General features: G+C 73.8%; 22 protein-coding genes and 1 tRNA gene. 11 read left to right on the forward strand and 12 right to left on the reverse strand.

Features of this window, described 5'->3' with window-relative positions; all coding sequences use genetic code 11:
* Window positions 1-251 precede the first annotated feature (251 nt).
* Window positions 252-326 (forward strand) — tRNA-Arg (locus DER29_RS22180).
* A gap of 239 nt (window positions 327-565) precedes the next feature.
* Here the strand turns inward: DER29_RS22180 and DER29_RS22185 are convergent.
* From DER29_RS22185 to DER29_RS22200, 4 genes are all read right to left on the reverse strand, one after another.
* On the reverse strand, window positions 566-1,084 hold the full coding sequence (locus tag DER29_RS22185) for a hypothetical protein (RefSeq protein WP_121399617.1): 519 nt from the start codon (window positions 1,082-1,084) through the stop codon (window positions 566-568).
* A 223-nt stretch (window positions 1,085-1,307) separates the two neighbouring features.
* The gene (locus tag DER29_RS22190) at window positions 1,308-1,811 is read right to left on the reverse strand and encodes an anthrone oxygenase family protein (protein ID WP_121399618.1); all 504 of its coding nucleotides are present in this window, start codon (window positions 1,809-1,811) and stop codon (window positions 1,308-1,310) included.
* 305 nt (window positions 1,812-2,116) lie between these two features.
* Window positions 2,117-3,076 (reverse strand): non-homologous end-joining DNA ligase, encoded by a 960-nt coding sequence (ligD, locus tag DER29_RS22195; RefSeq protein ID WP_121399619.1) that lies wholly within the window; start codon window positions 3,074-3,076, stop codon window positions 2,117-2,119.
* Between the two features lie 31 nt (window positions 3,077-3,107).
* Entirely contained in the window at window positions 3,108-3,905 is a 798-nt protein-coding gene (locus tag DER29_RS22200) for an isocitrate lyase/phosphoenolpyruvate mutase family protein (protein WP_121399620.1), read from the reverse strand.
* Window positions 3,906-4,150: 245 nt separating this feature from the next.
* Between DER29_RS22200 and DER29_RS22205 the strand changes: the two genes are divergently transcribed.
* From DER29_RS22205 to DER29_RS22215, 3 genes are all read left to right on the forward strand, one after another.
* On the forward strand, window positions 4,151-4,612 hold the full coding sequence (locus DER29_RS22205; protein WP_121399621.1) for a helix-turn-helix domain-containing protein: 462 nt from the start codon (window positions 4,151-4,153) through the stop codon (window positions 4,610-4,612).
* A gap of 98 nt (window positions 4,613-4,710) precedes the next feature.
* Window positions 4,711-5,256, forward strand: coding sequence for a TetR/AcrR family transcriptional regulator (locus DER29_RS22210; RefSeq protein ID WP_121399622.1), 546 nt, complete (start codon window positions 4,711-4,713; stop codon window positions 5,254-5,256).
* A 38-nt stretch (window positions 5,257-5,294) separates the two neighbouring features.
* On the forward strand, window positions 5,295-7,499 hold the full coding sequence (locus DER29_RS22215) for an MMPL family transporter (RefSeq protein WP_121399623.1): 2,205 nt from the start codon (window positions 5,295-5,297) through the stop codon (window positions 7,497-7,499).
* A 113-nt stretch (window positions 7,500-7,612) separates the two neighbouring features.
* Here the strand turns inward: DER29_RS22215 and DER29_RS22220 are convergent, their stop codons facing one another.
* Window positions 7,613-8,869 carry an erythromycin esterase family protein gene (locus DER29_RS22220; protein WP_121399624.1) on the reverse strand — a complete coding sequence of 419 codons (1,257 nt, stop codon included), beginning with the start codon at window positions 8,867-8,869 and terminating at the stop codon, window positions 7,613-7,615.
* Between the two features lie 90 nt (window positions 8,870-8,959).
* On the opposite strand from DER29_RS22220, the gene DER29_RS22225 reads away from it, so the two are divergent.
* Window positions 8,960-9,151, forward strand: a complete 192-nt coding sequence (locus tag DER29_RS22225) for a DUF2795 domain-containing protein (protein ID WP_121399625.1) — start codon at window positions 8,960-8,962, stop codon at window positions 9,149-9,151.
* A 4-nt stretch (window positions 9,152-9,155) separates the two neighbouring features.
* Here the strand turns inward: DER29_RS22225 and erm are convergent, their stop codons facing one another.
* The 4 genes from erm to DER29_RS22245 all read right to left on the reverse strand — a co-directional run bounded on the left by erm (window position 9,156) and on the right by DER29_RS22245 (window position 14,252).
* Window positions 9,156-9,953 (reverse strand): ErmE/ErmH/ErmO/ErmR family 23S rRNA (adenine(2058)-N(6))-methyltransferase, encoded by a 798-nt coding sequence (gene erm / locus DER29_RS22230; RefSeq protein WP_121399626.1) that lies wholly within the window; start codon window positions 9,951-9,953, stop codon window positions 9,156-9,158.
* Between the two features lie 444 nt (window positions 9,954-10,397).
* Window positions 10,398-11,303: a Gfo/Idh/MocA family protein gene (locus DER29_RS22235; RefSeq protein WP_121400113.1), complete on the reverse strand. Its 906-nt coding sequence runs from the start codon at window positions 11,301-11,303 to the stop codon at window positions 10,398-10,400.
* A gap of 221 nt (window positions 11,304-11,524) precedes the next feature.
* On the reverse strand, window positions 11,525-12,751 hold the full coding sequence (locus tag DER29_RS22240) for a glycosyltransferase (protein WP_121399627.1): 1,227 nt from the start codon (window positions 12,749-12,751) through the stop codon (window positions 11,525-11,527).
* Window positions 12,752-12,842: 91 nt separating this feature from the next.
* Entirely contained in the window at window positions 12,843-14,252 is a 1,410-nt protein-coding gene (locus DER29_RS22245; RefSeq protein WP_121399628.1) for a glycosyltransferase family 2 protein, read from the reverse strand.
* A 303-nt stretch (window positions 14,253-14,555) separates the two neighbouring features.
* Between DER29_RS22245 and DER29_RS22250 the strand changes: the two genes are divergently transcribed.
* Both DER29_RS22250 and DER29_RS22255 read left to right on the forward strand, forming a co-directional pair.
* A complete protein-coding gene (locus tag DER29_RS22250; protein ID WP_121399629.1) occupies window positions 14,556-14,951 on the forward strand; it encodes a hypothetical protein in 396 nt (131 codons plus the stop codon).
* On the forward strand, window positions 14,944-15,363 hold the full coding sequence (locus tag DER29_RS22255) for a hypothetical protein (protein ID WP_121399630.1): 420 nt from the start codon (window positions 14,944-14,946) through the stop codon (window positions 15,361-15,363). The genes DER29_RS22250 and DER29_RS22255 overlap by 8 nt, the downstream gene beginning before the upstream one ends.
* Before the next feature lie 92 nt (window positions 15,364-15,455).
* Here the strand turns inward: DER29_RS22255 and fabG are convergent, their stop codons facing one another.
* A complete protein-coding gene (gene fabG, locus DER29_RS22260; RefSeq protein WP_121399631.1) occupies window positions 15,456-16,214 on the reverse strand; it encodes a 3-oxoacyl-ACP reductase FabG in 759 nt (252 codons plus the stop codon).
* 112 nt (window positions 16,215-16,326) lie between these two features.
* Between fabG and DER29_RS22265 the strand changes: the two genes are divergently transcribed.
* A complete protein-coding gene (locus DER29_RS22265) occupies window positions 16,327-17,910 on the forward strand; it encodes a DUF4139 domain-containing protein (RefSeq protein ID WP_121399632.1) in 1,584 nt (527 codons plus the stop codon).
* 4 nt (window positions 17,911-17,914) lie between these two features.
* On the opposite strand, the gene DER29_RS22270 is transcribed toward DER29_RS22265, so the two are convergent.
* Window positions 17,915-19,567: an alpha-amylase family protein gene (locus tag DER29_RS22270; protein WP_121399633.1), complete on the reverse strand. Its 1,653-nt coding sequence runs from the start codon at window positions 19,565-19,567 to the stop codon at window positions 17,915-17,917.
* Between the two features lie 151 nt (window positions 19,568-19,718).
* Complete coding sequence (locus DER29_RS22275) at window positions 19,719-20,612, reverse strand: M23 family metallopeptidase (protein WP_148710101.1); 894 nt, start codon at window positions 20,610-20,612, stop codon at window positions 19,719-19,721.
* 309 nt (window positions 20,613-20,921) lie between these two features.
* On the opposite strand from DER29_RS22275, the gene DER29_RS22280 reads away from it, so the two are divergent.
* The 3 genes from DER29_RS22280 (at window position 20,922) to DER29_RS22290 (ending at window position 22,925) form a co-directional block, all read left to right on the forward strand.
* Window positions 20,922-21,476 (forward strand): hypothetical protein, encoded by a 555-nt coding sequence (locus tag DER29_RS22280; protein WP_121399635.1) that lies wholly within the window; start codon window positions 20,922-20,924, stop codon window positions 21,474-21,476.
* Between the two features lie 104 nt (window positions 21,477-21,580).
* A complete protein-coding gene (locus DER29_RS22285) occupies window positions 21,581-22,183 on the forward strand; it encodes a DUF1349 domain-containing protein (RefSeq protein ID WP_121399636.1) in 603 nt (200 codons plus the stop codon).
* A gap of 85 nt (window positions 22,184-22,268) precedes the next feature.
* Window positions 22,269-22,925, forward strand: a complete 657-nt coding sequence (locus DER29_RS22290) for a DedA family protein (RefSeq protein WP_121399637.1) — start codon at window positions 22,269-22,271, stop codon at window positions 22,923-22,925.
* Window positions 22,926-22,930 lie beyond the last annotated feature (5 nt).

A 22,930-nucleotide genomic window follows, 5' to 3' on the forward strand; every position in this document is an offset into this window, starting at 1 on the left:
CGCGCCGGGGCCGGCCCGCCCCGGCGCGACGGCCGAAGTGGCCGGGCGGGCAACGACGAGTGGAACGCCATGGCCGCATCGGACGACGGGACACAACCGTGAGGTTTCACTCGTGCCGCCCCGAGGGCGTCCGCCCTCCCCCTGGAGCGGCGTGCGGCGCAGGCGGCACCGGGCAGGGCGACACGAGGGCGGGCACCGGATACCGATTCGGCGTTCCGGGGAGGCGTTTGCTAGTCTTCTCGAGTCGCTGAGCCCCCGTAGCTCAGGGGATAGAGCACCGCCCTCCGGAGGCGGGGGCGCAGGTTCGAATCCTGCCGGGGGCACCACGATGAGCACGATCAAGGCCGCTGACCAGGGCAAGCCCAGGCAGCGGCCTTTGTCGTACGTCCGGCCGCGTTCGGCTCTCAGCGGCCCGTGACGGGCGCCTGCACCCGATGCGTGCCGAAGTTGAACCCGGCCGTCGCCTGGCGTGGCTGAGCCGGATCATCAGGCGGGCGGCCGCGGAGCAGGTGCGGCGCATGCGGAAGCCATCGCAGCCACTGCACATCTGTTGGAGACTCCAGCCTCACCCGACAAGCTGGTCTTCCACGAAACGCATCCGCTTGACGATCTTCCCTTCCTTGCTTTTCTCATAACTGGAGTATTCTTTCTGCGGGTCTGCGTCCGACCAATCTACCGCCGCAATGAGATCGTTCTTGTGGTGCTCCATCCGATCCGTGCTCAGGTAGCCCTCGTCCGGCTGCCAGTCCCTCGGCAGGTCGGCGCTCTCCCGGTAGAAGTACATGTGGAAGAAGCGGGTCTTTCCCGCCGCCGCTTCGATCTTCCCCTCGACTGGGTGCTCCTTGCCGTACTTCTCGACCAGCTCCTTCAGTTCCGTCAGATCCTCGGGTGGGTTCAGGATCATGTAATGCTTCCTGACGGTCACGTGGTCTTCGTCCTTCTTGCCGAAGACCTCCTCCGTGTTCTCGATCTCGAAGATCCTGGTCTCCCCCGAATCCTCATTTCTTGCGCATCCGGCCAGGATCAACGGAACGAGAAGCACGCCGACAATCAAGGCCAGGGTCTTCGCATGGGCTCTGATCACCAGATCCTCCTCAGAGCTGGACTGGCCGCAGCACGGGTGGCGGCGGGGCGGGCCCGCAGCGGCGCGGGCTCGCCATGAACGCGAGGCGAGGGCAGCGCGATCATGAGCGGGAGACTACCTACTGGATCATGGTCGCCAGCAGAGGCCGCCGACCAGGTTGGCTGGTCGACGACCTCTCCCGTGCTCCGGCCGCCGCCCGGTCGGGGCGGGCGGAAGGCGTCCGTCAGGTCCGAGGGGCGGTCGCGCGGGCCCAGCGCAGCAGCGCGGTGAACGCCAGCGCGGCCGTCACCGCCCCGCCCACCAGCCGCACCCGGTGCCCGGCGACGAACTCGGCCGCGACCTGACGCAGGTACTCCGGGGAGTGCGTGCCGACCGGGTCGACGAACATGATCTCGTTGCGCGGCCAGAAGAAGAAGACCGAGAACAGGAACTCGCAGGCGACGAAGACCACGGCCGCGCCGGCGACCCACCAGCGCAGCCGGCGGTCGCGCCAGGTGAGCACCGCCGCCGCGAGGCAGGCGAGCACGACGGTCGCGCCGAGCGGCGGGAAGTAGTCACTCGGGCCGCCCGCCACCAGGAACTCGCGGGCCCGGTCCAGGGACGCCGGGGGGTCGCCGAAGATGTTGGGGTAGAGCATCACGGTCTCGGCGGCGACGCCGCCGAACGACATCATGGCCGTCCACACCAGGGCGATGAGCACCGTCCAGGTCAGCCTGTCGCGGGTCATGGGTCCTCCTGCCGATCCAGTCGACGCCGTGCCGGCGCCGTCCGCTGGGGTCGTCGTCGACGCTAGGTCGGCCGCCGCCGCCCGTCTGCCGCCCGACGGCGCGAACGCGGGGTCGACTCCGGACGTACGGCGGCACGGACCGGTCGCCCGCCCGCGCGGTCGGGCGTCGCTTCCCGACGTAGCCGGGGTGGCCGACGGGCATGGTCGAGGGGCGACCCACGGCAGGCGACGGAGGGCCGACAGGCGACAGGCCGACGGGTGGCCGGCGACAGGCGACGGAGGGGGCCGAGGGCGGTGGGCGTACGTCAGCCGGCGGCGCGGCGGGCGCGGGCCCGGCGCTTGCCCTCGTGCATGGCCTGCACGCGGGCGACCGGGATGGTGTGCCCCTCGGCGACCAGGTCCGCCGGGAGCCGCTGCGGCGCCGGCAGCCGCTCGGCCCAGGGGTCGCGCCCGGCGATCAGCGCCGGAGCGGTGCGGATGGTGAAGTCCGCCGGGGTCACGTCGCCCAGGTCGGCCCAGTCGACCGGGAAGGAGACCGGCACGCCCGGCCGCAGCCGCGGACTGTAGGTGGCCACCACGGTCGCCCCGCCGGCCCGGGTCGAGTCGACGAACACCTTGCCGCCCCGGTCCTCGCGGATGAAGGCCGTGGTGGCCAGCGCCGGGTCCAGCCGTTCGGCGCGGGCCGCCACCGCCCGGGTCGCGGCGGCCATGTCCTCCACCGTGGCGCCCTCCGCGACCGGCACGAAGACGTGCACGCCCTTGGCCCCGCTGGTCTTGACCGCACCGGCGAGCCCCGCGTCGGCGAGCGCCTGCCGGACCAGCCGTGCGGCGGCGACCGCCAGCGCGAAGGAGTCTCCCTCCGGCGGATCGAGGTCCAGCACCAGGTGGGTGGGGCGGTGCAGGTCGTCGACCGTGGCCAGGGTGGGGTGGTACTCCACCGCGCGCTGGTTGGCGAACCAGAGCAGGGTGCGCCGGTCGTCGCAGAGCGCGTACGAGATCTCGCGGTGCGACGCCTCCGCCCAGACCGGCGTGCGGGGCACCCAGTCCGGGGTGTACTTCGGCAGGTTCTTCTGCATGAACGGCGGCTGCCCCGGCCGGACCCGGATCACCGACAGCGGCCGGCCCCGCAGCTGCGGCAGGATCCGCTCGTGCACCGCGTCGAGGTAGTCGACCAGGTCCCGCTTGGTCGCGTCGGCACCGTCGAACAACGGCTGGTCGAGGTTGGTCAGCGACACCCCGTCCCGGGTCTCGTCAGCGCCACTCATCCGACCACCTTCGCGGCCCGGGGGCCGGCGGTCAACCGGACGCGGCGGGGCGAACCGCGGCGAACGGGTCGCCGCCGGCCCGGACGACGTCGAGCAGCCGCTGCGTGTGCCCGTGGGCGGCGGCGTACAGGCCCCCGCCGTAGCTGACCCGGGCCACCCCGAGCGCGGCCAGCTCCGACACCGTCGGGGCGCCGGGGCGGGCGAGCGCGTTCACCGCCCCGGGCACGGCCGCCACCAGCTCGGACAGGACCGCCGGGTCGGCGAGCAGGATCGGGTAGACGCAGTCCGCGCCGGCGGCGAGGTAGCGGGTGGCCCGGCGGACCGCCTCCGGGAGCCGGGCGGCGGGGTCGCCGCCCGCGGCGAGGAAGACGTCGATCCGGGCGTTGAGCACCACCGGCACCCCGGCCGCGTCGGCCGCCGCCCGGACCTCGGCCAGCAGGTCGGCCTGCGCCCCGGCGTCGACCAACCGGCCGGTACGCGGGTCGGAGTCCTCCAGGTTGAGCCCGACCGCCCCGGCGTCGAGCAGGCGTTCCACCAGCTCGGCGGGGCGCAGCCCGTACCCCCGCTCCAGGTCGGCGGTGACGGGAACGGCGACGGCGCGGGCGACGCGGGCCACGGCGGCGAACATCTCGCCGGGCGGGGTGGCCTCGCCGTCGGCGTGGCCGAGCGATTCGGCCACGGCGCTGCTGCTGGTGGCCACGGCCGGGAAGCCGGCGGCGGCGACCAGGCGGGCAGAGCCAGCATCCCAGGCGTTGGGCAGGATGAGCGGGTCACCGGGCCGGTGCAGCGTGCGCAGCGTCGCCGCCCGGTCGGCGATATCGTCGGTCATACGCCGATTCTCGACGGGCCGGGGCCCGGCTCTAAGCTCCAATCCCGCACCGATGGACTGGCCGCTCCCGGCGCCGACCCGCGTCTCGAGCGGGCGCCTCGGCCGACCCCCGGGCGGATCCCTCGGCCGACCGCCGGGCAGGCTGGAACGGGCGCCGGAGGGCTGGGGCGGGCGCCGCGCGACGCGGTCCGGGACGGGCCGCCTCGCCTTTCGCCGAGGGGCGGCGGAGCGTGAGGAGGCACTGCGTGTCCCAGGGGAACAACGATGTCACCGACGGGCGGGAGTCCCCGGCGTGCGGGGCGGTCGACGAGCCCTCCGCCCCCGGTCAGGCCGAGGCGTGCACGGTCCGCGAGGTGCTCGACCGGGTGGGCGGCAAGTGGAGCGTCGGCATCCTCGTGGCCGCCTGCCAGGGCCCGGTGCGCTTCACGGAGCTGGAGCGCCGCGTGGCGGGGATCAGCCGCCGGATGCTCACCCTGACCCTGCGCAACCTGGAACGCGACGGGCTGCTGCACCGGAGGGTCCATCCGACCGTCCCGCCGAAGGTGGAGTACACCGCCACCCCGATCGCGCTGGAGCTCCACGGGTCGCTGGTGGCCCTGACGGACTGGGCGGAGCGGCACCGCAGCGCGATCGCCGAGGCCCGGGCCGCGTACGACCGGGCGCACGGCGCGGCCGACGACGCGCTCCCGCACGCCCCGGAGGGGTAAACCTCGACCGGGTGTGGGGAACGCCACGCCCTCGATCTGACCGATCGGTCAGGGTCTGACCGATCGGTCAGGCATGCTGGTCGGGGAGGTGGACCGGCATGGCGCGGATGGTTCCGGAGACGCACGACGAGATCCTTTCGGCGGCGGCCCGACGCTTCGCGACGACCGGCTACCGGGGCACCTCGTTGCAGGACATCGCGCGCGAGGTCGGCTGCTCCAAGGCGGCGGTGCTCTACCACTTCGCCAACAAGGAGGCCATCCTCACCGAGCTGATGGCCCCGGCGATCGACGTCCTCCAGGCGCTCGACGAGCGGATCTCCGCGCATCGCGGCGCGGACGCCCAGCGGGTCGCCGCCGAGGGCTTCGTCGACCTCGCGGTCCGTTTCCGTCGCGAGATCGCCCTGCTCCGGGGCGAGTTCCCGGAGCTGCTCAAGCAGCCCGCCTTCGCGCACATCCAGCGGATGTCCGAGCGACTGGTCGACGCGCTCGCCGGACACCCGGCACGCCCGTCCGCCCGGATCGCGGCGCTGGTGCTGCTCGCCGGCATCTCCGAGACCTGCGGGGAGTTCGCCGACGTACCCGACGAGGAGCTGCGCACCGCCCTGCTGGCACTCGCCCGGCGGGCACTGGAGCCCGTCGACTGATCCGTACCCAACCATCCACGACCGAGGACAAGGAACTCATGGCCACCCTGCTCTACCGGCTCGGCCGGGGCTCGATGCGCCGGCGGCGACTCGTCGCGGCGATCTGGCTCGTCGTACTCGTCGGTCTCGGCCTCGCCGCCGCGACCCTGCGCGGCCCGATAGCCGACAACTTCACCATGCCCGGCACCGAGTCGCAGCGCGCCCTGGACCTGCTCGCCGAGCAGTTCCCGGCGGCGAGCGGCGCGACCGGCACGATCGCGGTCAAGGCGCCGGCCGACGGCGCGCTCGCCGGCCCGCAGGGGCAGGCCGTGGTGAAGGAACTCACCCAGGAGGCCGCCACGCTGCCCGGCGTCGTCGGCGCCGTCGACCCGTTCCAGGTGGGAGCGGTCTCCCCGGACGGCCGGTACGCGCTGGTCCAGGTCCAGTTCGCCACGGGCGCCGACGAGGTGACCGACGCCCAGCGCGACGCGTACGAGAAGGTCGGCGAGCGGGCCGAGGCCCAGGGCTGGGAGGTCGCGCCCGGCGGCGAGGTGCTCAGCAGCGTGCCGGAGGTCGGCTCGACCGAGGCGATCGGTGTGGCGGTCGCCGCGATCGTCCTGGTGGTCACCTTCGGTTCGCTGGTGGCGGCCGGGATGACGATGCTCAACGCGCTGATCGGCGTGGGCGTCGGCATGGCGGGTCTGTTCGCGATCAGCAGCGTGGTCGACCTGAGCAGCACCGCGCCGATCCTCGCCCTGATGCTCGGCCTCGCGGTCGGCATCGACTACTCGCTCTTCATCACCTCCCGCTACCGGCAGAACCTCATGGAGGGGCTGCCACCGGACGAGGCGGTGGGCCGCGCGGTCGGCACCGCCGGCTCGGCCGTGGTCTTCGCCGGCGCCACCGTGGTCATCGCGCTGGCCGGGCTTGCCGTGGTGAACATCCCGTTCCTGACGGTGATGGGTCTGGCCGCCGCCGGCACGGTCACCATCGCGGTGCTGGTCGCGATCACGCTCCAGCCGGCGCTGCTCGGCTTCGCCGGCCGCCGGGTGCTGCCCCGCAAGCTGCGCACCACCGTGCCGGCCGGGGATCGGGCGGCCGACGCCGTCGACGCGGGCACCCCGCCGGGCGAGGACCGGTCGGGCTTCGGGTTCCGCTGGGCGCATTTCGTCACCCGGTTCCGGATTCCGGTCATCCTGGTCGGGCTGATCGGGCTGGGGCTGCTCGCGCTGCCCGCGCCCGACATGCGGCTCGCGCTGCCCGACGCGGGCACCGCGCCGGTCGGCTCGGCCGCCCGGGAGTCGAACGACGTGATCACCGAGGGCTTCGGTCCGGGCTTCACCGGCCGGCTCGCGGTGGTGGTCGCCGGGGACACCCCGGAGGCGACCTCGGCCGCCATCCCGCAGGTCACCGCGCTGGTCCAGCGCACCGAGAACGTCCTCGCGGTGGCCCCGCCGCAGCTCAGCCCGGACGGCCGCACCGCGCTGCTCGGGGTGGTGCCGAAGACCGGCCCGACCGAGGAGGCCACCGAGACCCTGGTCAACGACGTCCGCGCGGCGGTGGGCGAGTTCCGCGACGTCGACGTGCTGCTGACCGGGGCGACCGCGATCGGCATCGACGTCTCCGAGAAGCTCTCCGACGCCCTGCCGGTCTACCTGCTGCTGGTGGTGGGGCTCTCGGTGCTGCTGCTGATGCTGGTCTTCCGCTCGCTGCTGGTGCCGGTCAAGGCCGCGCTGGGCTTCCTGCTCACCGTCGCCGCCACCTTCGGCATCACCGTGGCGGTGTTCCAGCAGGGGCACCTCGCCGACCTCGTCGGCCTGGACACGCCCGGCCCGCTGGTCAGCTTCCTGCCGATCCTGCTGATCGGCATCCTGTTCGGCCTGGCGATGGACTACGAGGTCTTCCTGGTCTCCCGGATGCGGGAGGACTTCGTGCACGGCGACACCGCGCACCAGGCGACCATCAACGGGATGGGGCACGGCGCCCGGGTGGTGACCGCCGCCGCGCTGATCATGATCTCGGTGTTCGGCGGCTTCGTCTTCCTCGACGACCCGGTCATCAAGTCGATGGGCTTCGCGCTCGCCATCGGCGTCGCCATCGACGCGTTCGTGGTCCGGATGACCATCGTGCCGGCCGTGATGTCGTTGCTCGGCAGGCGGGCCTGGTGGCTCCCCCGTTGGCTGGACAAGATCCTGCCCAACGTCGACATCGAGGGCGAGGGCCTGCGCGCCCACCTGGACGACAGGTCCCCCGCCCACACCTGACCCGCCCGACCGCTCGGTCGATCATGCAGTCGTGGTGCCCCGCACAACCGGCGAAACCGGTCGGAGCGGGCACCACGACTGCATGATCAGCGGGATCGGAGCGGGGGCGCGGGTCAGACGCCGGCCGGGTAGGTCTCCATCTCGCCCGGGGTGGTCAGGGCCGGGAGGGGGTGCAGGGCCGTCGTCTCGTCGCACCAGACGAAGGCGTCGTAGCGCTCCCCCAGCCGGGTCGGCACGTAGTTGCCCCACGACTCGAAGGACGGGTCGTAGACCACCCCGATCGCCCGGTGGTCGGCGGTCCCGGTGACCCAGCCGGGCTGGTCGTCGCCGCCGAAGACCAGCACGGCCCGCTCGGGCATCAGCTCGTGCAGCCGGTGCTCGACCGAGCCGGGGCGGGCCGGCGGCACCACCATCGCCTCGGCCGGCGAGCCCCAGCGGGGCGCGGCGATCACCGTGCCCCGGTAGCCGCCGAAGCCGACCAGGACCACCTCGTCGGCGCCGTGCCGCTCGCGGGCCAGCTGGCCGATGTTGACCATCCCGTCGCCGGCCATGTCGGTGGCCCGGGCGTCGCCGACGTGCGTGTTGTGCGCCCAGACGACGCCCCGCGCGCCGGGGCCGTAGCGTTCCAGCAGCCGGTCCAGGGTGTCCGCCATGTGCGTGTCCCGGATGTTCCACGACTCCGGCCCGCCGCGCACCATCGACCGGTAGTAGCGCTCCGCGCCGGCCACCACCTCCGCGTTCTGCCAGGCCGAGAAGCTGTCCGGGCCGTCCCCGGCGGCCTGTTCGCGGGTACGCGCCAGCAGCCGCACGACCTCCTCCTCGCAGCGGGCGGAGACGAACCGGCTCGCCATCCCGTACTCCTCAACCCGCTTGCCGTACGGCTCGAAGCAGCGGTACGCGTCCTGCGCCGCCTCCAGCGATCCCGGGTCCTCCTCGCCGAGGTAGTCGAAGATCGCCTGCATGGACTCCCACAGGCTGTAGACGTCCAGGCCGTGGAAGCCGGCCCGCGCGTCCTGGGGCCGCTCCACGTTCCACGCCCGCAACCAGGAGCAGAAGCGGGCCACCTCGGCGTTCGCCCACATCCAGGTCGGCCAGCGCTCGAAGCGCTCCAGCGCGACGCGCGGGTCGGCGGCCCCGCCCGGTGCGGCGGTCACCGAGCGGTGCACCCGGTCGCAGTCGGGCCAGTCCCCCTCCACGGCCACGAAGGAGAACCCGCACTCGGCGATCAGCCGGCGGGTGAGCTGTTCGCGCAGCCGGTAGTAGTCGTGGTTGCCGTGCGTCGCCTCACCGATCATCACGATCCGGGCGTCCCGGACGCGCTCCAGCAACGGGTCGAAGTCGCTCGGCGCGCCGAGCCGCTGAACCAGCATGCCGGCGGCTACCCGGCGCGCCGCCGGGGCAAACCGCCGATCGTCGATCGGCGGGCGTGTGCCGGCGGGCTGAGCGGGTAGCCCGCCGGCATGACCGTCACCGGCGTGCAGTTGCAGGAGTACCTGGCCGGGCTCGACTACCCGGTCTCCCGGGAGGACCTCATCCGCTGGGGCCAGGAGAACGGCGTCAGCACGGCGACGCTCCAGACGCTCCGGGCCCTGCCGGCGGAGGAGTTCGACTCCCCCGCCGAGCTGAGCGAGGCCCTGAACACGCTGGCCTGACCGCTCAGCGGGCGTGCAGCAGCCGGAACAGCACCAGCCACTGCTCGGGCCAGACGTGCCCGACCGGGGTGGCCGGGTCGAGCCGGGTCGCCCGCAGCGCCGCCGCCAACCGCGCCCGCGGGTGGTGCCGGGCCAGCGAGGCCGCGAGCGAGCCGCCGACCCCGTCGAAGCCGGTCTCCACCATCCGGCGGTACGCGGGCAGCGCCGACGCGGCCAGCAGCGGCTCCGGCCGCCGCTCGACGCGCAGGATGCCGGCGTCCACCCTCGGCACGGGGCGGAACGCGGTGCGGGGCACCCGCCCGGCGAGCCGCCAGCCGAACTCCGGCCAGGTCAGCACGGTCAGCCTGGTCCACCGGCCGTAGTCGCCGCTACGCCGGCGGGCGTACTCCAACTGGGTGAGCAGGGTGGCGGCGCGCAGACCGGGCGCGGCCAGGCACCACCGCACCACGGCCGAGGTCAGCGACCAGGGGATGTTGCCCACCACGTCGAACTCCTCCGGCGGCGGGGTGACGGTGAGGAAGTCGACCTGCCGGTGCGTCACGTTCGGCAGGGCCGCGCAGACCCTGGCCAGCTCGGCTCCGGCGGCCGGGTCCACCTCGTACGCCGTCAGGTGCCGGCAGCGGGCCGCGAGCGGCCGGGTGAGCTGGCCCCGGCCGGCGCCCACCTCCAGCAGGAGCCGGTCGGGCCCGGGGCGGGCGGCGTGCACCATCCGGGCGATGGCGGCCGGGTCGGCGAGGAAGTTCTGGGAGAGTACGCGACGGGACCGGTCGCGTTCGGTTGCTCGGGTACGGCGAGGCGCCACGGGTCGTCGTCCTGTCTGTCGCCGGGCGGCGACGGAGCGGACAGGCAGCCGCGAGCGGGGCCTGTCCGAATGGTCCGGGGACTCGGACGGCCCTGTGCGGGACGCGGAACGCGGGATCGGCGGCGCACGGCGTGGCGCCACGTCGGGGGCGACCACCGGGGTGGCGCCGACGGGCGGCACTCAGCCCCGGGACGGCAACCGGAGGCGTGGCGGGGGCGGCGTCGCGCCCGGGAATGCCGGGGCGGGGACGCCGGGTGTGCGATGCGGGTCAGTCGCGGGTCGCGCCGGCCAGGGCCGGACGCCGGACTCGCAGGCGGGCCGCCAGTAGCGACCCGAGGACGGCCGGCGTACCGACCCCCTCGATCAGAGCGTGCGCGGACATGCGGCGACCCTAGCCGCGCCCGTCCCGGGAGGCGACCGCTTTTCCGCCTCCGCGGTGCGCCCTCAGCTCGGCAGGTCGACGGTGCGGCCCTCGGCGCGGGCGGTCTCGGCGGCGGCGAGCACGGCGACGACCTCGCGGCCGAAGCGCACGTCGCAGCGGTGATCCCGGGTGCCCGAGCCGATCTCCTCCAGCAACTGGTCGATCGCCACCCCGAACGCGGTCGCCGAGTCGCCCTCGCCGGCCGGTACGGTCTCGACGCCGTTCTCGCCGTAGAAGACGAACTCCCGGCTCACCGCCTCCTGCGGGGCGTCCAGGGTCAGCGACACCGTGCTGGTCGCGCCGCCGTCGTGGCTGAGGAGCAGGTGGACGAGCCCACGCGGCCCGTCCATGGCGGCGACGCGGGTGACCCGGCCGAGCACCGGCAGGATGAGCGACAGCGCGTGCGGGCCGATGTCCCACAGCGCGCCGTGCTCCCGGCGCCAGGGCGAGGCCCCGTAGGGGCTGCCGGGCTGGAAGATGGAGCCGAACCGGATCGCCTTGGCGGTGTGCCACCCGCCGACGGCCGCCGTCGAGGCGAGGAAACCGGCGACGTCCGGCTGGTAGCGCCCGGTGAAGAAGACCACCGAGGCGACGCCCGCCGCCTGCGCGGCGTCGACCACCCGGTCGGCGTCGGCGACGCTCAACGCGAGCGGCTTGTCCAGCAGCAGGTGCCGGCCGGCGGTGGCCGCGCGGACCGCGATGCCGGCCTGGACGTCCGGCGGAAGGGCCACGGCGACCGCGTCGCAGGCGTCGATCAGCGCGTCGGCGTCGTCGAACGTCGGCACCCCGTAGCGCTCGGCCAGGGCGGCGGCCTTGCGCGGGTCCCGGCCCCACACGCCGGCGAACGCGACCCCCGGGTGGGCGTGCAGCGCCGCAGCGTGCGTCTCCGCCGCCCAGTGACCGGTGCCGAACAACCCGAACCGCACCACGAGCACCTCCACCGTCGTCGTCACACCACGGTACCCGCGGCCACGAGCCGCGCCGGGCCCTGTGCCGGATGTCGCCGGTGCCTCCGTCCTTCCGGGATCGGCCATCGGGGTCGCGGCTGGGTCCGACCTCCCGCCTCCCCGCCCCGATGCTGCCCGGCCGGCACGTGCCCGCTCACCTTCGTCCGCTGGTCGTCGCGGACGATCCGGCGGTGACCGGGTGCTCAGGCCCGCAGGGTGGCGGTCAACCGCTCCGCGGCGGCCTGGGCGCCGTCGGTGCTGATGGCGGCGGCGAACGCGCGGGCGCGGCCGGCCGTCTCGGGCCGCAACGCGGCGCTGAGAGCCGCGGTCAGCGACTCGACGGTCGGCACCGCGCCGGGGTGTGCGCCGCCGATGCCGAGCGCGGAGACGCGTCGCGCGAAGTAGTGCTGGTCGTAGACCTGCGGGATGACGACCTGCGGGGTCCCGGCCCGCGCGGCCGTGGTCGTGGTGCCCGAGCCGCCGTGGTGGACCACCGCGGCCACCTCCTTGAACAGTGCCTGCTGGTTCACCTCGCCGACGACCAGGCAGTCGGGTGCCCGGCCGGCCATCGAGAGGGGTGCCCAGCCCCGGGAGACGACCAGGCGGCAGCCGACCGCGCGCACCGCCTGGATGGCCGTCTCCAGCACGCCCGGGGGTGCGGCGACACTGCCGAATCCGACGTAGACGCACGGCTGGTCGCTGGCGTTCAGGAAGGTCGTCAGCTCGGCCGGCAGGGCCCGCTCGTCCGGCAGGAGCCAGGCGCCCGGTTGGTAGACGGCCGGGTCGGCGGTGTCCGGCCAGGGCGCCAGCGTCCGGTCGGCCGCCAGCCACGGCTGGTCGGTGTGGATGTGGTCGCTGACGTCGTCGACCGGGACCAGTCCCATCGTCGCCCGGAGCGCGTTGAGCGGCGCGCCGAAGGTGTCGTTGACGTGCCGCTGGTTGGCGGCCCACAGCTCGCGGTTGTCGGCCGACGCGGGCGCGGGCACCTCCCCGAGGGCCGGCAGCGGGAGCGGCGGGTGGTGCGGTGAGGGAAGGGCCGCCGGGCAGAACGCCGTGAAGACGTACGGTATGCCCCGCTTCTCCGCCACGGTGCGGGCGGCGATCTGGAGGCCGGTCGACGCCACGACGGCGTCACAGTCCCGGGCCGCCTTCGACAGCACCTCGAACTGGATGCCGACCGAGGACTCGGCCAGCTGACGCACCTGCGCCGGCGAGGGGCGGGGCACGGCGGCCCGCGGCCTGGGCGCCGCCGACCTGCGCCAGGGCGGGCCGACGGGCACGAAGGGGATCTTGAAGGTGGCCACCCACCGGGCGAAGTCCGGTGGGGCGCAGAGGCGAACCTGCAGACCGAGAGCCTTCAACCGCGATGCCAGCGCCACCAGTGGTTGGACGTCGCCGCGCGACCCGAGGGTCGACAACAGTACGCGCATGATGCTCGCCTTTCCGTCTGTAGCGGCGGATCCGGGCGCGGTGGAGCGAGCCGGGACCCAGCACGTCGGGTCCGGCCGCACCGTCGATCTGCTAGCCCGTCGGAGGGCGGCCCGGCGCCATTGCCGTGGGTCGCGCCCTGGTGGTCACCTGGCCGGGCACCCGGCGCGCGGCGCCGGTCACGGGCTGGCGGGCCCGTAGCGTCAACACGTCGCCGAGCCCCTCGACCGCGCGCAGCTCGGCCGCGTACTCGGCGGCCTGTGCCTGGCGCAGGTAGTCGAGCGTCTGCGGGTCGGCGGCGCACATCCCCGGCGTCGCGTCGGCGGTGGCGACCAGGTGGACCTCGCCGGCCAGCTGCACCGAGGCGGAGATGAACTGGCAGAGCTCCGGCCACAGCAGGTACCGCCAGAAGTCGACGCTGACCACCGCGTCCAGGCTGCCCGCCGGCATGGGCGGGGCGACGCCGAGCAGGTGGAAGTTGGTCGGGCCGATGGGTGCGGAGTAGTCGAAGGTGAGCGCCGTGGCGGGCAGCCTCGCCTCGGCGCGGCCGGTGCCGATCCAGAGCGCCCTGGGTCCCCGCAACTTGCCCGCGAGGCGCGCGGCGGCGGGCCCGATGGCGCAGGCCGACCGCTCGACGCACTCGTCGACGAGCGACCGGTAGTACAGGATCCGCCGGACCGCCTCGTATCCCATGACCGCGGTGAGGAACTCCCACTCCAGGCAGGGGTACAACCTCGCGGCCTGCTGGAAGTTGGCCTTCATCTCCATCCAGTTGCGGGTGATGTTCTTGTGGTGCGGCAGGTGGACGACCCGGGCCTCGTCGTCGTAGCCGAAGTTGACGCCGTCCGGCAGGCTCTGGTCCACGCGGTAGAACAGCTCGACGTCCTCCACGCCGTAGCTGAGACCGAACGCCTCGCGGTAGCCGCCGACCTTCGCGAAGAGCGAGGTGGAGAGCGAGATGTTGTGCGTGTAGGCGATCACCCAGCCGGCCCTCAGCCAGTCGCCGCCGTCGTCCGGGAGTCCCGTCGCGAACCGCAGGTCGCCACCGTGCGGGAAGCTGCGCGCGATCGTGTCCGACTCCCCGGACAGCACGGCGGGGAGGTCCGCGAGACCGATCTCGTCCCGCCGGCCGATCAGCACCGCCGCGTTGCCGGGCGTGCTGTGCCACGTCAGGTGCCTCTCCAGCAGGTCGGGCACGGCCCACGAGTCGGCGTCGAGGAAGACGAGCAGAGGTGCGGTGGCGTGCCGCGCCCCTTCGTTGCGGGCGACGGAGCGGCCCTTGCGCCGGGGGAGTTCCACCACCCGCAGGCGGAGACCGGCGCCTTCGGCGAGAGCCTCGGCGTACCTGTCGGACGAACCACCGTCCCGGACCACGATCACTTCGAAGCGTTCCGGCGGCAGCGTCTGCCGGGTCAGCGCCCGGAGGGTCAGCGCGAGGCACTGCGGATCCTGGTACGTCGGCATCACCACGCTCAGCGCCGGGGGGATGGTGGGCAAGGACATGGGGATCCTCTCCGTCAGACGAACGTGCCGTCGGAGGTGGCGACGATGACGAGAGAATAACGTTCCGCAACGTTCTGCTTACCGGCGAGTAGGGGTTGATAGGGGTACCCCACTGTCCTCTGACGACATTCGTCGCCGCCTTGGCCGGACTCGCTCCCACGCCCGCCGGTCCGACGCCGTCGGACCCCCGGGAGCCGGGCCGGGCGGGCGGCGGCCCCCTGAGGAGGGGGCGGCGGGTGATGGGGTGTACTACGCGGGTTAGTAGGCTGTGCCGGTGACCGAACCACGCCCCGGACGGCCCCGATGACCAGCGCAGCGTCGGCGGGTTCGCCGGTGGACGGGCTCCTCGCGACCGCCTCGATCGTGCTGTCGCTCCTCGTCGCCGCCTGGGCGCTGGTGGCGACGCTGCGGCACCGCGCGCCGGACCGGGCGCAGTTCGCCGGCCTGGCCGTGCTGGAGGTGGCGCTGCTCGTGCTGACCGCGGTGGCGCTGGTCGCCCTCGGTGACGGCGAGCGGCCGGACGAGCCGGGCGCCTTCTTCGGCTACCTCGCGACGGTGGTCTGCCTGCCGCCGCTGGCCTGGGTGCTGGCCCGGATGGAGCCGACGCGCTGGGGCTCGGCGATCGTCTGCGCGGTCTGCCTGGTCACCCCGGTGGTCGTCGTACGGCTCCAGCAGACCTGGGAGGTGCTGGGTGGCTGACGTACGCGCCCCGGAGGTGAAGCGGACCAACGCCGGCCCGGGGCGGCTGCTGATCGCGGTCTACCTGCTCTTCGCGATCGCCGCGACGAGCCGCGCCGGCCTCCAGATCGCCACGAAGTTCGACGAGGCGCCCGTGGCGTACCTGCTCTCGGCCCTCGCCGCGGCCATCTACATCGTCGCGGCGGTGGGGCTGGCCCGCGCCGGGGCCGCCGGCCGCCGCGTGGCGCTCGCGTGCTGCGCCGTGGAGCTGGCCGGGGTGCTCGGCGTCGGGGCCCTCAGCCTCGCCGACCCGGAGCTCTTCCCCGACGAGACGGTCTGGTCGCAGTTCGGCAGCGGGTACGGCTACATCCCGCTGGTCCTGCCGGTGCTCGGCCTGCTCTGGCTCTGGCGCACCCGCCCCACCAACCCCTGACCCCACCCACCCACCCGCGCTCCCGCCCCGCCCCGGAGCGGGCGCGATCATGGCAGACGGGCTCGCGGGGAGGGGTGGGAAGGGGGAGGGGGTCAGGACTTGGGGCCGCCGGCCACGTAGATGACCTGGCCGGAAACGAACGAGGCGCCCTCGCTGGCCAGGAACGAGATGGTGTGCGCGACGTCCTCGGGGCGGCCGACCCGGCGTACCGCGATCTCCGACTCGGCGTGCTTCTGGAGCGCCTCGAAGTCGACCTTCATCCGGGCGGCGGTGGCGGCGGTCATGTCGGTGACGATGAAGCCGGGCGCGACCGCGTTGACGGTCACCCCGAACGGGCCCAGCTCGATGGCGAGGGTCTTGGTGAAGCCCTGGAGGCCGGCCTTCGCCGCGGCGTAGTTCGCCTGGCCCCGGTTGCCCAGCGCCGAGGTGCTGGACAGGTTGACGATCCGGCCCCACTTCGCCTCGACCATGTGCTTCTGGGCGGCCTGGCTGAACAGGAACGCGCCGCGCAGGTGCACCCCCATGACAGTGTCCCAGTCGGTGTCGGTCATCTTGAACAGCAGGTTGTCGCGGAGCACGCCGGCGTTGTTGACCAGCACCGTCGGGGCGCCCAGCTCGGCGGCGACCCGCTCCACGGCCGCCTCGACCTGGGCCCGGTCGGACACGTCCGCGCCGACGCCGAGCGCCCGGCCGCCGGCCGCCGCGACGGCGTCCACGGTCTCCTTCGTCGCCGACTCCTCGATGTCGACCACGGCGACCGCGAGGCCGTCGGCCGCCAGCCGCCGGGCGGTGGCCGCCCCGATCCCCCGCGCCGCGCCCGTGACGATGGCGACCCGCTGCTCCTCCGACATGCCTACCTCCCGGTAACTTACGCTCGATCGAAGGAGCTTAACCCAGCCGTACGCCGACGCCGGCCCCGCGCGGGACGCCGCTCACGAGCATCGCCCGGCTACTCTCGCCGCCGTGAAGGCAGTGGAGATCGAAGCACCCGTCGTCGGTGTCACCGTCTACCCGGACCGCGCCCGGGTCACCCGCCGGGGCAGCACCCGGTTGACCGCCGGTGAGCACCGCGTACGCGTCGCACCGTTGCCGATGGGCCTGCGGCGGGACTCGCTGCGGGTCGGCGGCCGGGGTGCCGCCACCGTGCTCGGCGTGGACGTCACGACGTGGCGGCAGGCGCGCAGCACCGACGGGCAGGTCCACGAGCTGGAGCAGCGGAGCCTTGAGCTGGCCGACGAGCTGGCCGAGATCGACGACGCGGGCGAGGTCGAGACGCAGCGGGGGCAGTTCCTCACCCGGCTGGCCGACCGGGCCGGCGGCACGTACGCCCGCGCGCTGGCCTCCGGTGACGCCGCCCCGACCGACGTGGCCACCTTCGCCGACTCGGTCGCCGGCCAGCTCGCCGACTCCCAGCGCCGCCGTCGCGCGCTGGCCCGGCGGCGTACCGACCTGACCGAGGAGCTGGCGGCCGTCGAGCGGCAACTGGACGCCACGCGCGGCAAGCGGAGACCGGACCAGCTGGTCGCCGAGGTGACCGTGTCGGTGGACGCCGACGACGACGAGCTGGACCTGGAGCTGAGCTACCTGATCGACGGGGCCCGCTGGCAGCCCTCCTACGACCTGCGGCTGGTCGACGACACCATGACCGTCACCTGGTTCGGGCTGGTCAGCCAGGACACCGGCGAGGACTGGCCGGAGTGCGTGCTCGAACTCTCGACGGCCCGGCCGGCGGCGGCGACCCGCGTACCCGAGCTGACGCCCTGGTATCTCGACCGGCTCCGGCCGGTGCAGCCGCCGATGCCGAGGGCGGCCAGCTTCGGCGCGATGCCGGCCCCCGCGGCGCCCGGCGGTCCGCCCGCCGGGGCCGTGGCCCGATCCGGCGCGCCGCGCCCGGAGGTGCGGGAGAGCGTGGCCACCGTCGAGCAGGGGGTCACGGCGGCCACCTACCGGCCGGCCCGTCCGGTCGCGGTGCCGGCGGACGGCAGCGCCCACCGGGCCACCATCGCCGTGCTGGAGCTGCCGGCCCGGCTGGACCACGTGACCGTGCCGGTCCGCGCGGCCGAGGCGCACCTGCGTGCGACGGTCCGCAACACCTCGTCGCACACGCTGCTCCCCGGCCCGGCGGCGGTCTTCCACGGCGCCGACTTCGTCGCGGCCACCCGGCTGCCGGTGTGGGCGCCCGGCGAGGAGACCGAGCTGGCGCTCGGGGTGGACGACCGGGTACGGGTGGAGCGGAAGCTGGGCCGGCGCGCCGACACCCGGGCCACGCTCGGCTCGACCCGGCGGCGGGACGTGGAGTACCGGATCAGCGTGGCCAACCACACGCCCCGCCCGGCGAGCGTGGAGGTGCGCGACCAGCTGCCGGTGTCCCGGGACGAGGCGGTGGTCGTGCGGGAGTCCACCCTCGTCCCGCCCCCGGCCGAGCGCACCGAGCTGGGCGAGCTGACCTGGCGGCTGCGGCTCGGGCCGGGGGAGAGTGGCGAGATCACCCTGGGCTTCCGGGTGGAGCTGGCCAAGGGGGTCGAACTGGCCGGCTGGCGGGAGTGACCGGTCAGAGGCCGCGACCCCGGCAGAGGCGGATCCACCGGTAGCCGTAGCCGGCGACCTTCAGGCGGTCCAGCTTGCCGACCTCGCCGTAGTTGCGGTCGGCGAGGACGTCGATGGGCAGGTCCGCCTCCGGCTCCACCAGGCTGAGATCCACCTCGGCGTCGGTGGTGCCGAGGTTGTGCACGAAGACCATCGTGCCGGTCCGCCCGTCGGCCCGGTGCGCCAGCACGCCCGGCGGCATCGCCACGTCGATGTGGGTGGTCGAGCCCGAGCCCACCTCGGGGGCCTCGCGGAGCGTACGGATCATCCGCTCGAACCAGGCGAGCAGCGACTTCTGGTCGCTGCGCTGGGCGGTCACGTTGACCTTCTCGTACGAGTAGTCGCCCTTGTCGATCACCGGGCGGACGAGCTTCTCCGGGTCGGCGGTGGAGAATCCGGCGTTCGGCTGGAACGACCACTGCATCGGGGTGCGGATCGCCTCCCGGCCGGGCAGCGACAGGTCCTCCCCCATGCCGATCTCCTCGCCGTAGCGCAGCACCGGCGTGCCGCGCAGCGAGAACTGCAACGCGTACGCCAGCTCGATGCGGCGGCGGTCGTTGCCGAGCATCGGGGCGAGCCGGCGGCGGATGCCCCGGTCGTAGATGCGCATGTTCTCGTCGGGGCCGAACTCCGCGTACACCTGGTTGCGCTGCTCGGCGGTGAGCCGGGAAAGGTCGATCTCGTCGTGGTTGCGCAGGAAGGTGGCCCACTGCCCGCCCTCGGGCAGCGCCGGGGTGTCCCGCAGCGCCTCGATGATCGGCTCCGGGTCCTGCCGGGCCAGGGCCAGCATCAGCCGCCCGTTGAGCATGAAGTCGAAGAGCATGTGCAGGCGGTTGCCCGAGCCGCCGCTGTCGGCGAAGAAGGTCGGCAGCTGGTCGGGCTCGACGTTGGCCTCGGCGAGCAGGACGGCGTCGCCCCGGCGCCACTGCACGTGCTGGCGCAGCTCGGTGAGGAACTCGAAGTCCTTCGGCGAGTTCGGGTTGCCCGGCTCGGTCAGCTCGATGATGAACGGCACCGCGTCCATCCGGAAGCCGGAGACGCCGAGCTGGAGCCAGAACGAGACGATCTTCTTGATCTCCTCGCGGACCGCCGGGTTCGTGAAGTTCAGGTCCGGCTGGAACTTGTAGAAGCGGTGGTAGTACCAGGCCTTGGCGGTGCGGTCGTAGCTCCACGTCTCGTGCTGCTCGCCGGGGAAGACCATGCCCTGGTGCCGGTCGGCCGGCTCGTGGTCGGACCAGACGTACCAGTCCCGGTACGGCGAGTCGGGCGAGGAGCGGGCGGACTGGAACCACGGGTGCTCGTTCGAGGTGTGGTTCACGACCAGGTCGATGATCACCCGGATGCCGCGGTTCTGCGCCTGGTGCAGCAGCTCCGCGAAGTCGCCGAGGGTGCCGAAGCGCGGGTCGATGTTGTAGAAGTCCGTCGCGTCGTAGCCGTCGTCCCGGTTGGGTGACGGGTGGATGGGGTGCAGCCAGAGGCAGGTCACGCCCAGCCGGGCCAGGTAGTCCAGCCGGCCGATGAGCCCCCGGATGTCACCGACCCCGTCGCCGTCGGAGTCCGCGTACGTGTCGATGTCGAGGCAGTAGACGACCGCCTCCGAGTACCACCTGTCAGCCATGCCTGGCTAATGTCTCCGATCCCGGCTTCCCGCAAACCCCGGGCCCGGCGCTCCGAGTTCCTGGGTGGCCCGGCAGGTGGGCCGACAGCGCGACGGCCGGGCGGTACGGGCACGACCTCGCCCGCACCGCCCGGCCGGCGGGCGCGGCCCGTCAGGTGGCGATGTCGACGTCGCCGACCTGCCCGCCGCCGGCCATCGTCAGCCACCCGGCGTGGACGCCCTGTTTGGCGAAGAAGTTCCCGCCGCCGATGAACGCGAACCAGTCGTCGCCGCCCACCGCGACGTCGCTGACCTGCCCGCCCTCGGCCATGGTGAGCCAACCGCCCTGGATGCCGTCCTTGGCGTAGAAGTTGCCGCCCTGCACCCAACCGATCCGGTTACCGGAGAGCACCACCCTCGTCGCCCCACCCGAGTTCACCGCCTGCCACGACGAGTACGCGCCATCCTTCGCGTACAACACCCCCGCCGAATTCACGAACGCGAACCGGTCGGGAGCGGCCCCGGCCGGCGTCAGGTCCGGGAACGGAAGGTTGATCGGCGCGCCCTTGGTCACCGTGGCGCCGCAGGCGTACGCCGGGGCGATGTTGTGGACCGCGCCGTTGCGGCGGATCTCGAAGTGCAGGTGCGGGCCGGTCGAGTTGCCGGTGCTGCCGACGTACCCGAGCACCTGCCCCTGCCCGACCTGCTGCCCGGGCGCGACCGAGGCCGGCTGCACCATGTGCAGGTAGCGGGTCTGGTAGCCGCCGGCGTGCGAGAGCGTCACCGAGTTGCCCCCGCCGGAGGTCCAACCGGCGAACGCGACCGTGCCCGGATAGGCGGCCCCGATCGCCATCCCGGCGTTGCCCGCGACGTCCACCCCGTAGTGGTCGCTGTCGGTGGTCCCGCACCTGTTTGACAACACCCCCGTGACCCGCCCGCCCACCGGCTGGATCATGGCCCCGGTCTGCGCGGCCGCCGGCTGCGCCGGCACGAGCGCAAGTCCGCACAGGACCGCCGCGGCCACCGTCAGCGCCCGCAGCCGCCTACCCGCTGTCTCCTTGCCCACGCCAGGCCTCGCGATCTCATTGGCATCGATACAACTGGGGAGACAAGATAGACGAGGCAGTCGCCGGCGTCCTCCCCGCGCCCGTGCTGTGGCGGCGAAGACGTTCGGGCCGGGGCCGTCAGGTGTTGACCGGACGGCGGTGCGCGCAGGGGTGGTGGCATCGGCCGGCAGCGTATTGCGAGCCCTCGGCGGAGAACGGGGACCGCCCACGGACCGGCCCGCCGCTACATTGGAGACATCAGCAGTCAACGATCTGGGCGCAGCCCGTCCGGAGCCGGCTCCGCGTCGCGTAGCCCGGACTGGGCCGCGGTGGGCGCGATCGCCGGTGTGGTGGCCACCGTGCTCACCCTGCTCACGTACGTGCTGCCACGGGAGCCCTCCGCGCCGCCGCCGGTCCCGGGAGCCGGAGCGGGGCCGTCAGCAGGGCCCGACCCGACCACGCCCGCCCAGGCCAGGCCCGACCGGACCCCGCCGGTGCAGACGATGACGCCCACGGCGGACGCCACGAAGGACCACCCCGTCACCAGAACGCCGCGGCCGCCCGCCCCGGGTCCACTGCCGTCGCTGGTGCCGCTGCAACCGGCCGGCTGTGAGGAGGCGCTCGCCGTCGTCGACCGGTTCTACCGGACCGCGGGTTCGACCAGGCAGAGCCGGCAGGCCGCCGCCACGACCGCGTACCAGGGCATGATGGGCGCGAGCCTCCAGGCCGAGAGCGGCGTCCACCAGGCCACGGTGGCCCTGTCGCAGGACTTCTCCGAGCTGCGCTTCATCCTGTCCGGCATGGTCGCGAGCGACTACGAGGTGGTGCAGGCCAGGACGGACCGCGACGCCCAGCACCTGCGGGACGTGTGTGACGCCGGCTGACGGCACCGCCACGCGACACCGGACGGTCATCCCGGCCGGCAGCCACCCGACGCGACCGGGCCCGTGCCGGCATCCGGGCGGGCCACGGCGGTACGGTCGCCGGCATGGGTGACGCGGAGCGGCCGGTCGACTGGGCCGAGGGTGAGTGGTGCAACGAGCCGGTGCGGGCCGAGACCGGGCCGGCGGGCGAGCTGCTGGTGCAGCCGGCCGAGGGCAGCGACCTGTGGCGGCACACGTCCTACGGCTTCGTCCACGACGACGCCCCGGCGCTGCTCGCGCCGCTGCCCGTCGGCGAGGCGGTGGAGGTGGCCTTCGTCCTCGACTACGGCGAGCAGTTCGACCAGGCCGGCGTGCTGGTGCGGGTGGACGAGCGGAACTGGGTCAAGGCCGGGGTGGAGGTCAGCGACGGCCAGCCGCAGGTCGGTGCTGTGGTGACCCGGGAGGTCTCCGACTGGTCGGTAGCCCCCGTGCCGATGTGGGCCGGGCGGGAGGTGACCGTCCGGGTCAGCCGCGACCGGGACGCGCTCACCGTACGGGCCCGGTCCGACGACGAGCCGTGGCGGCTGGTCCGGCTCGCCCCGCTGGCCCAGGAGGCGGTGGCGGCGGCCGGGCCGTACTGCTGCTCCCCCACCCGGGCGGGCCTGCGGGTCCGGTTCACCGGCTGGCGGCGGGGGCCCGCCGACGCGGCGCTGCACCCGGAGGGCTGAACCGGGTGGCCCGACTCACGGGCAGGTGTGGCGGCCGGGGCAAGGGGTAGAGAAATCTGATCCGGACCCGGCCGAAAGGATCGCGATGGCACTCGCCGAGAACGTCGACCCGACCGAACTCGGCGGCCTGACCGGATGGGTGGCGGGGGTGATCGACGCCGCCGGCGCCGTCGGGGTGGCCCTGCTGGTCGCCCTGGAGAGCATCATCCCGCCCATCCCGAGCGAGATCGTCCTGGCGATGGCCGGCTACCTGGCCAGCGAGGGACGGTTCAACGTCGTGCTGGTGGGGCTCGCCGCCACCGCCGGTTCCCTGGGCGGGGCGCTCGTCCTCTACTGGCTGGGCGCGGCTGCCGGCGAGGACCGGCTCAAGCGCTGGCTCGACCGGCTGCCCCTGGTCGACCTCGACGACCTGGAGAAGGCCGACCGCTGGTTCGAGCGGCACGGCCGGTGGGCGGTGCTCTTCGGCCGGATGATGCCGGTGGTACGCAGCCTGATCTCCATTCCCGCCGGGGCCAACCGGATGCCGCTGCCGGAGTTCATCGCGTTCACCACGCTGGGCAGCGGCATCTGGAACGCGCTCTTCGTCGGCCTGGGATACGCGCTCGGCTCCCGCTGGCAGCAGATCGAGCAGTACAGCAAGTGGTTCGACTACGGCATCATCGCCGTCTTCGTCGTGATGATCGCCTGGTGGGTGATCAAGAAGACCCGTCGCCGCCGCGCCCACGCCGACGCCACCCCCTGACTCCC

Source organism: Micromonospora sp. M71_S20 (genome assembly GCF_003664255.1).
Classification (GTDB): Bacteria; Actinomycetota; Actinomycetes; order Mycobacteriales; family Micromonosporaceae; genus Micromonospora.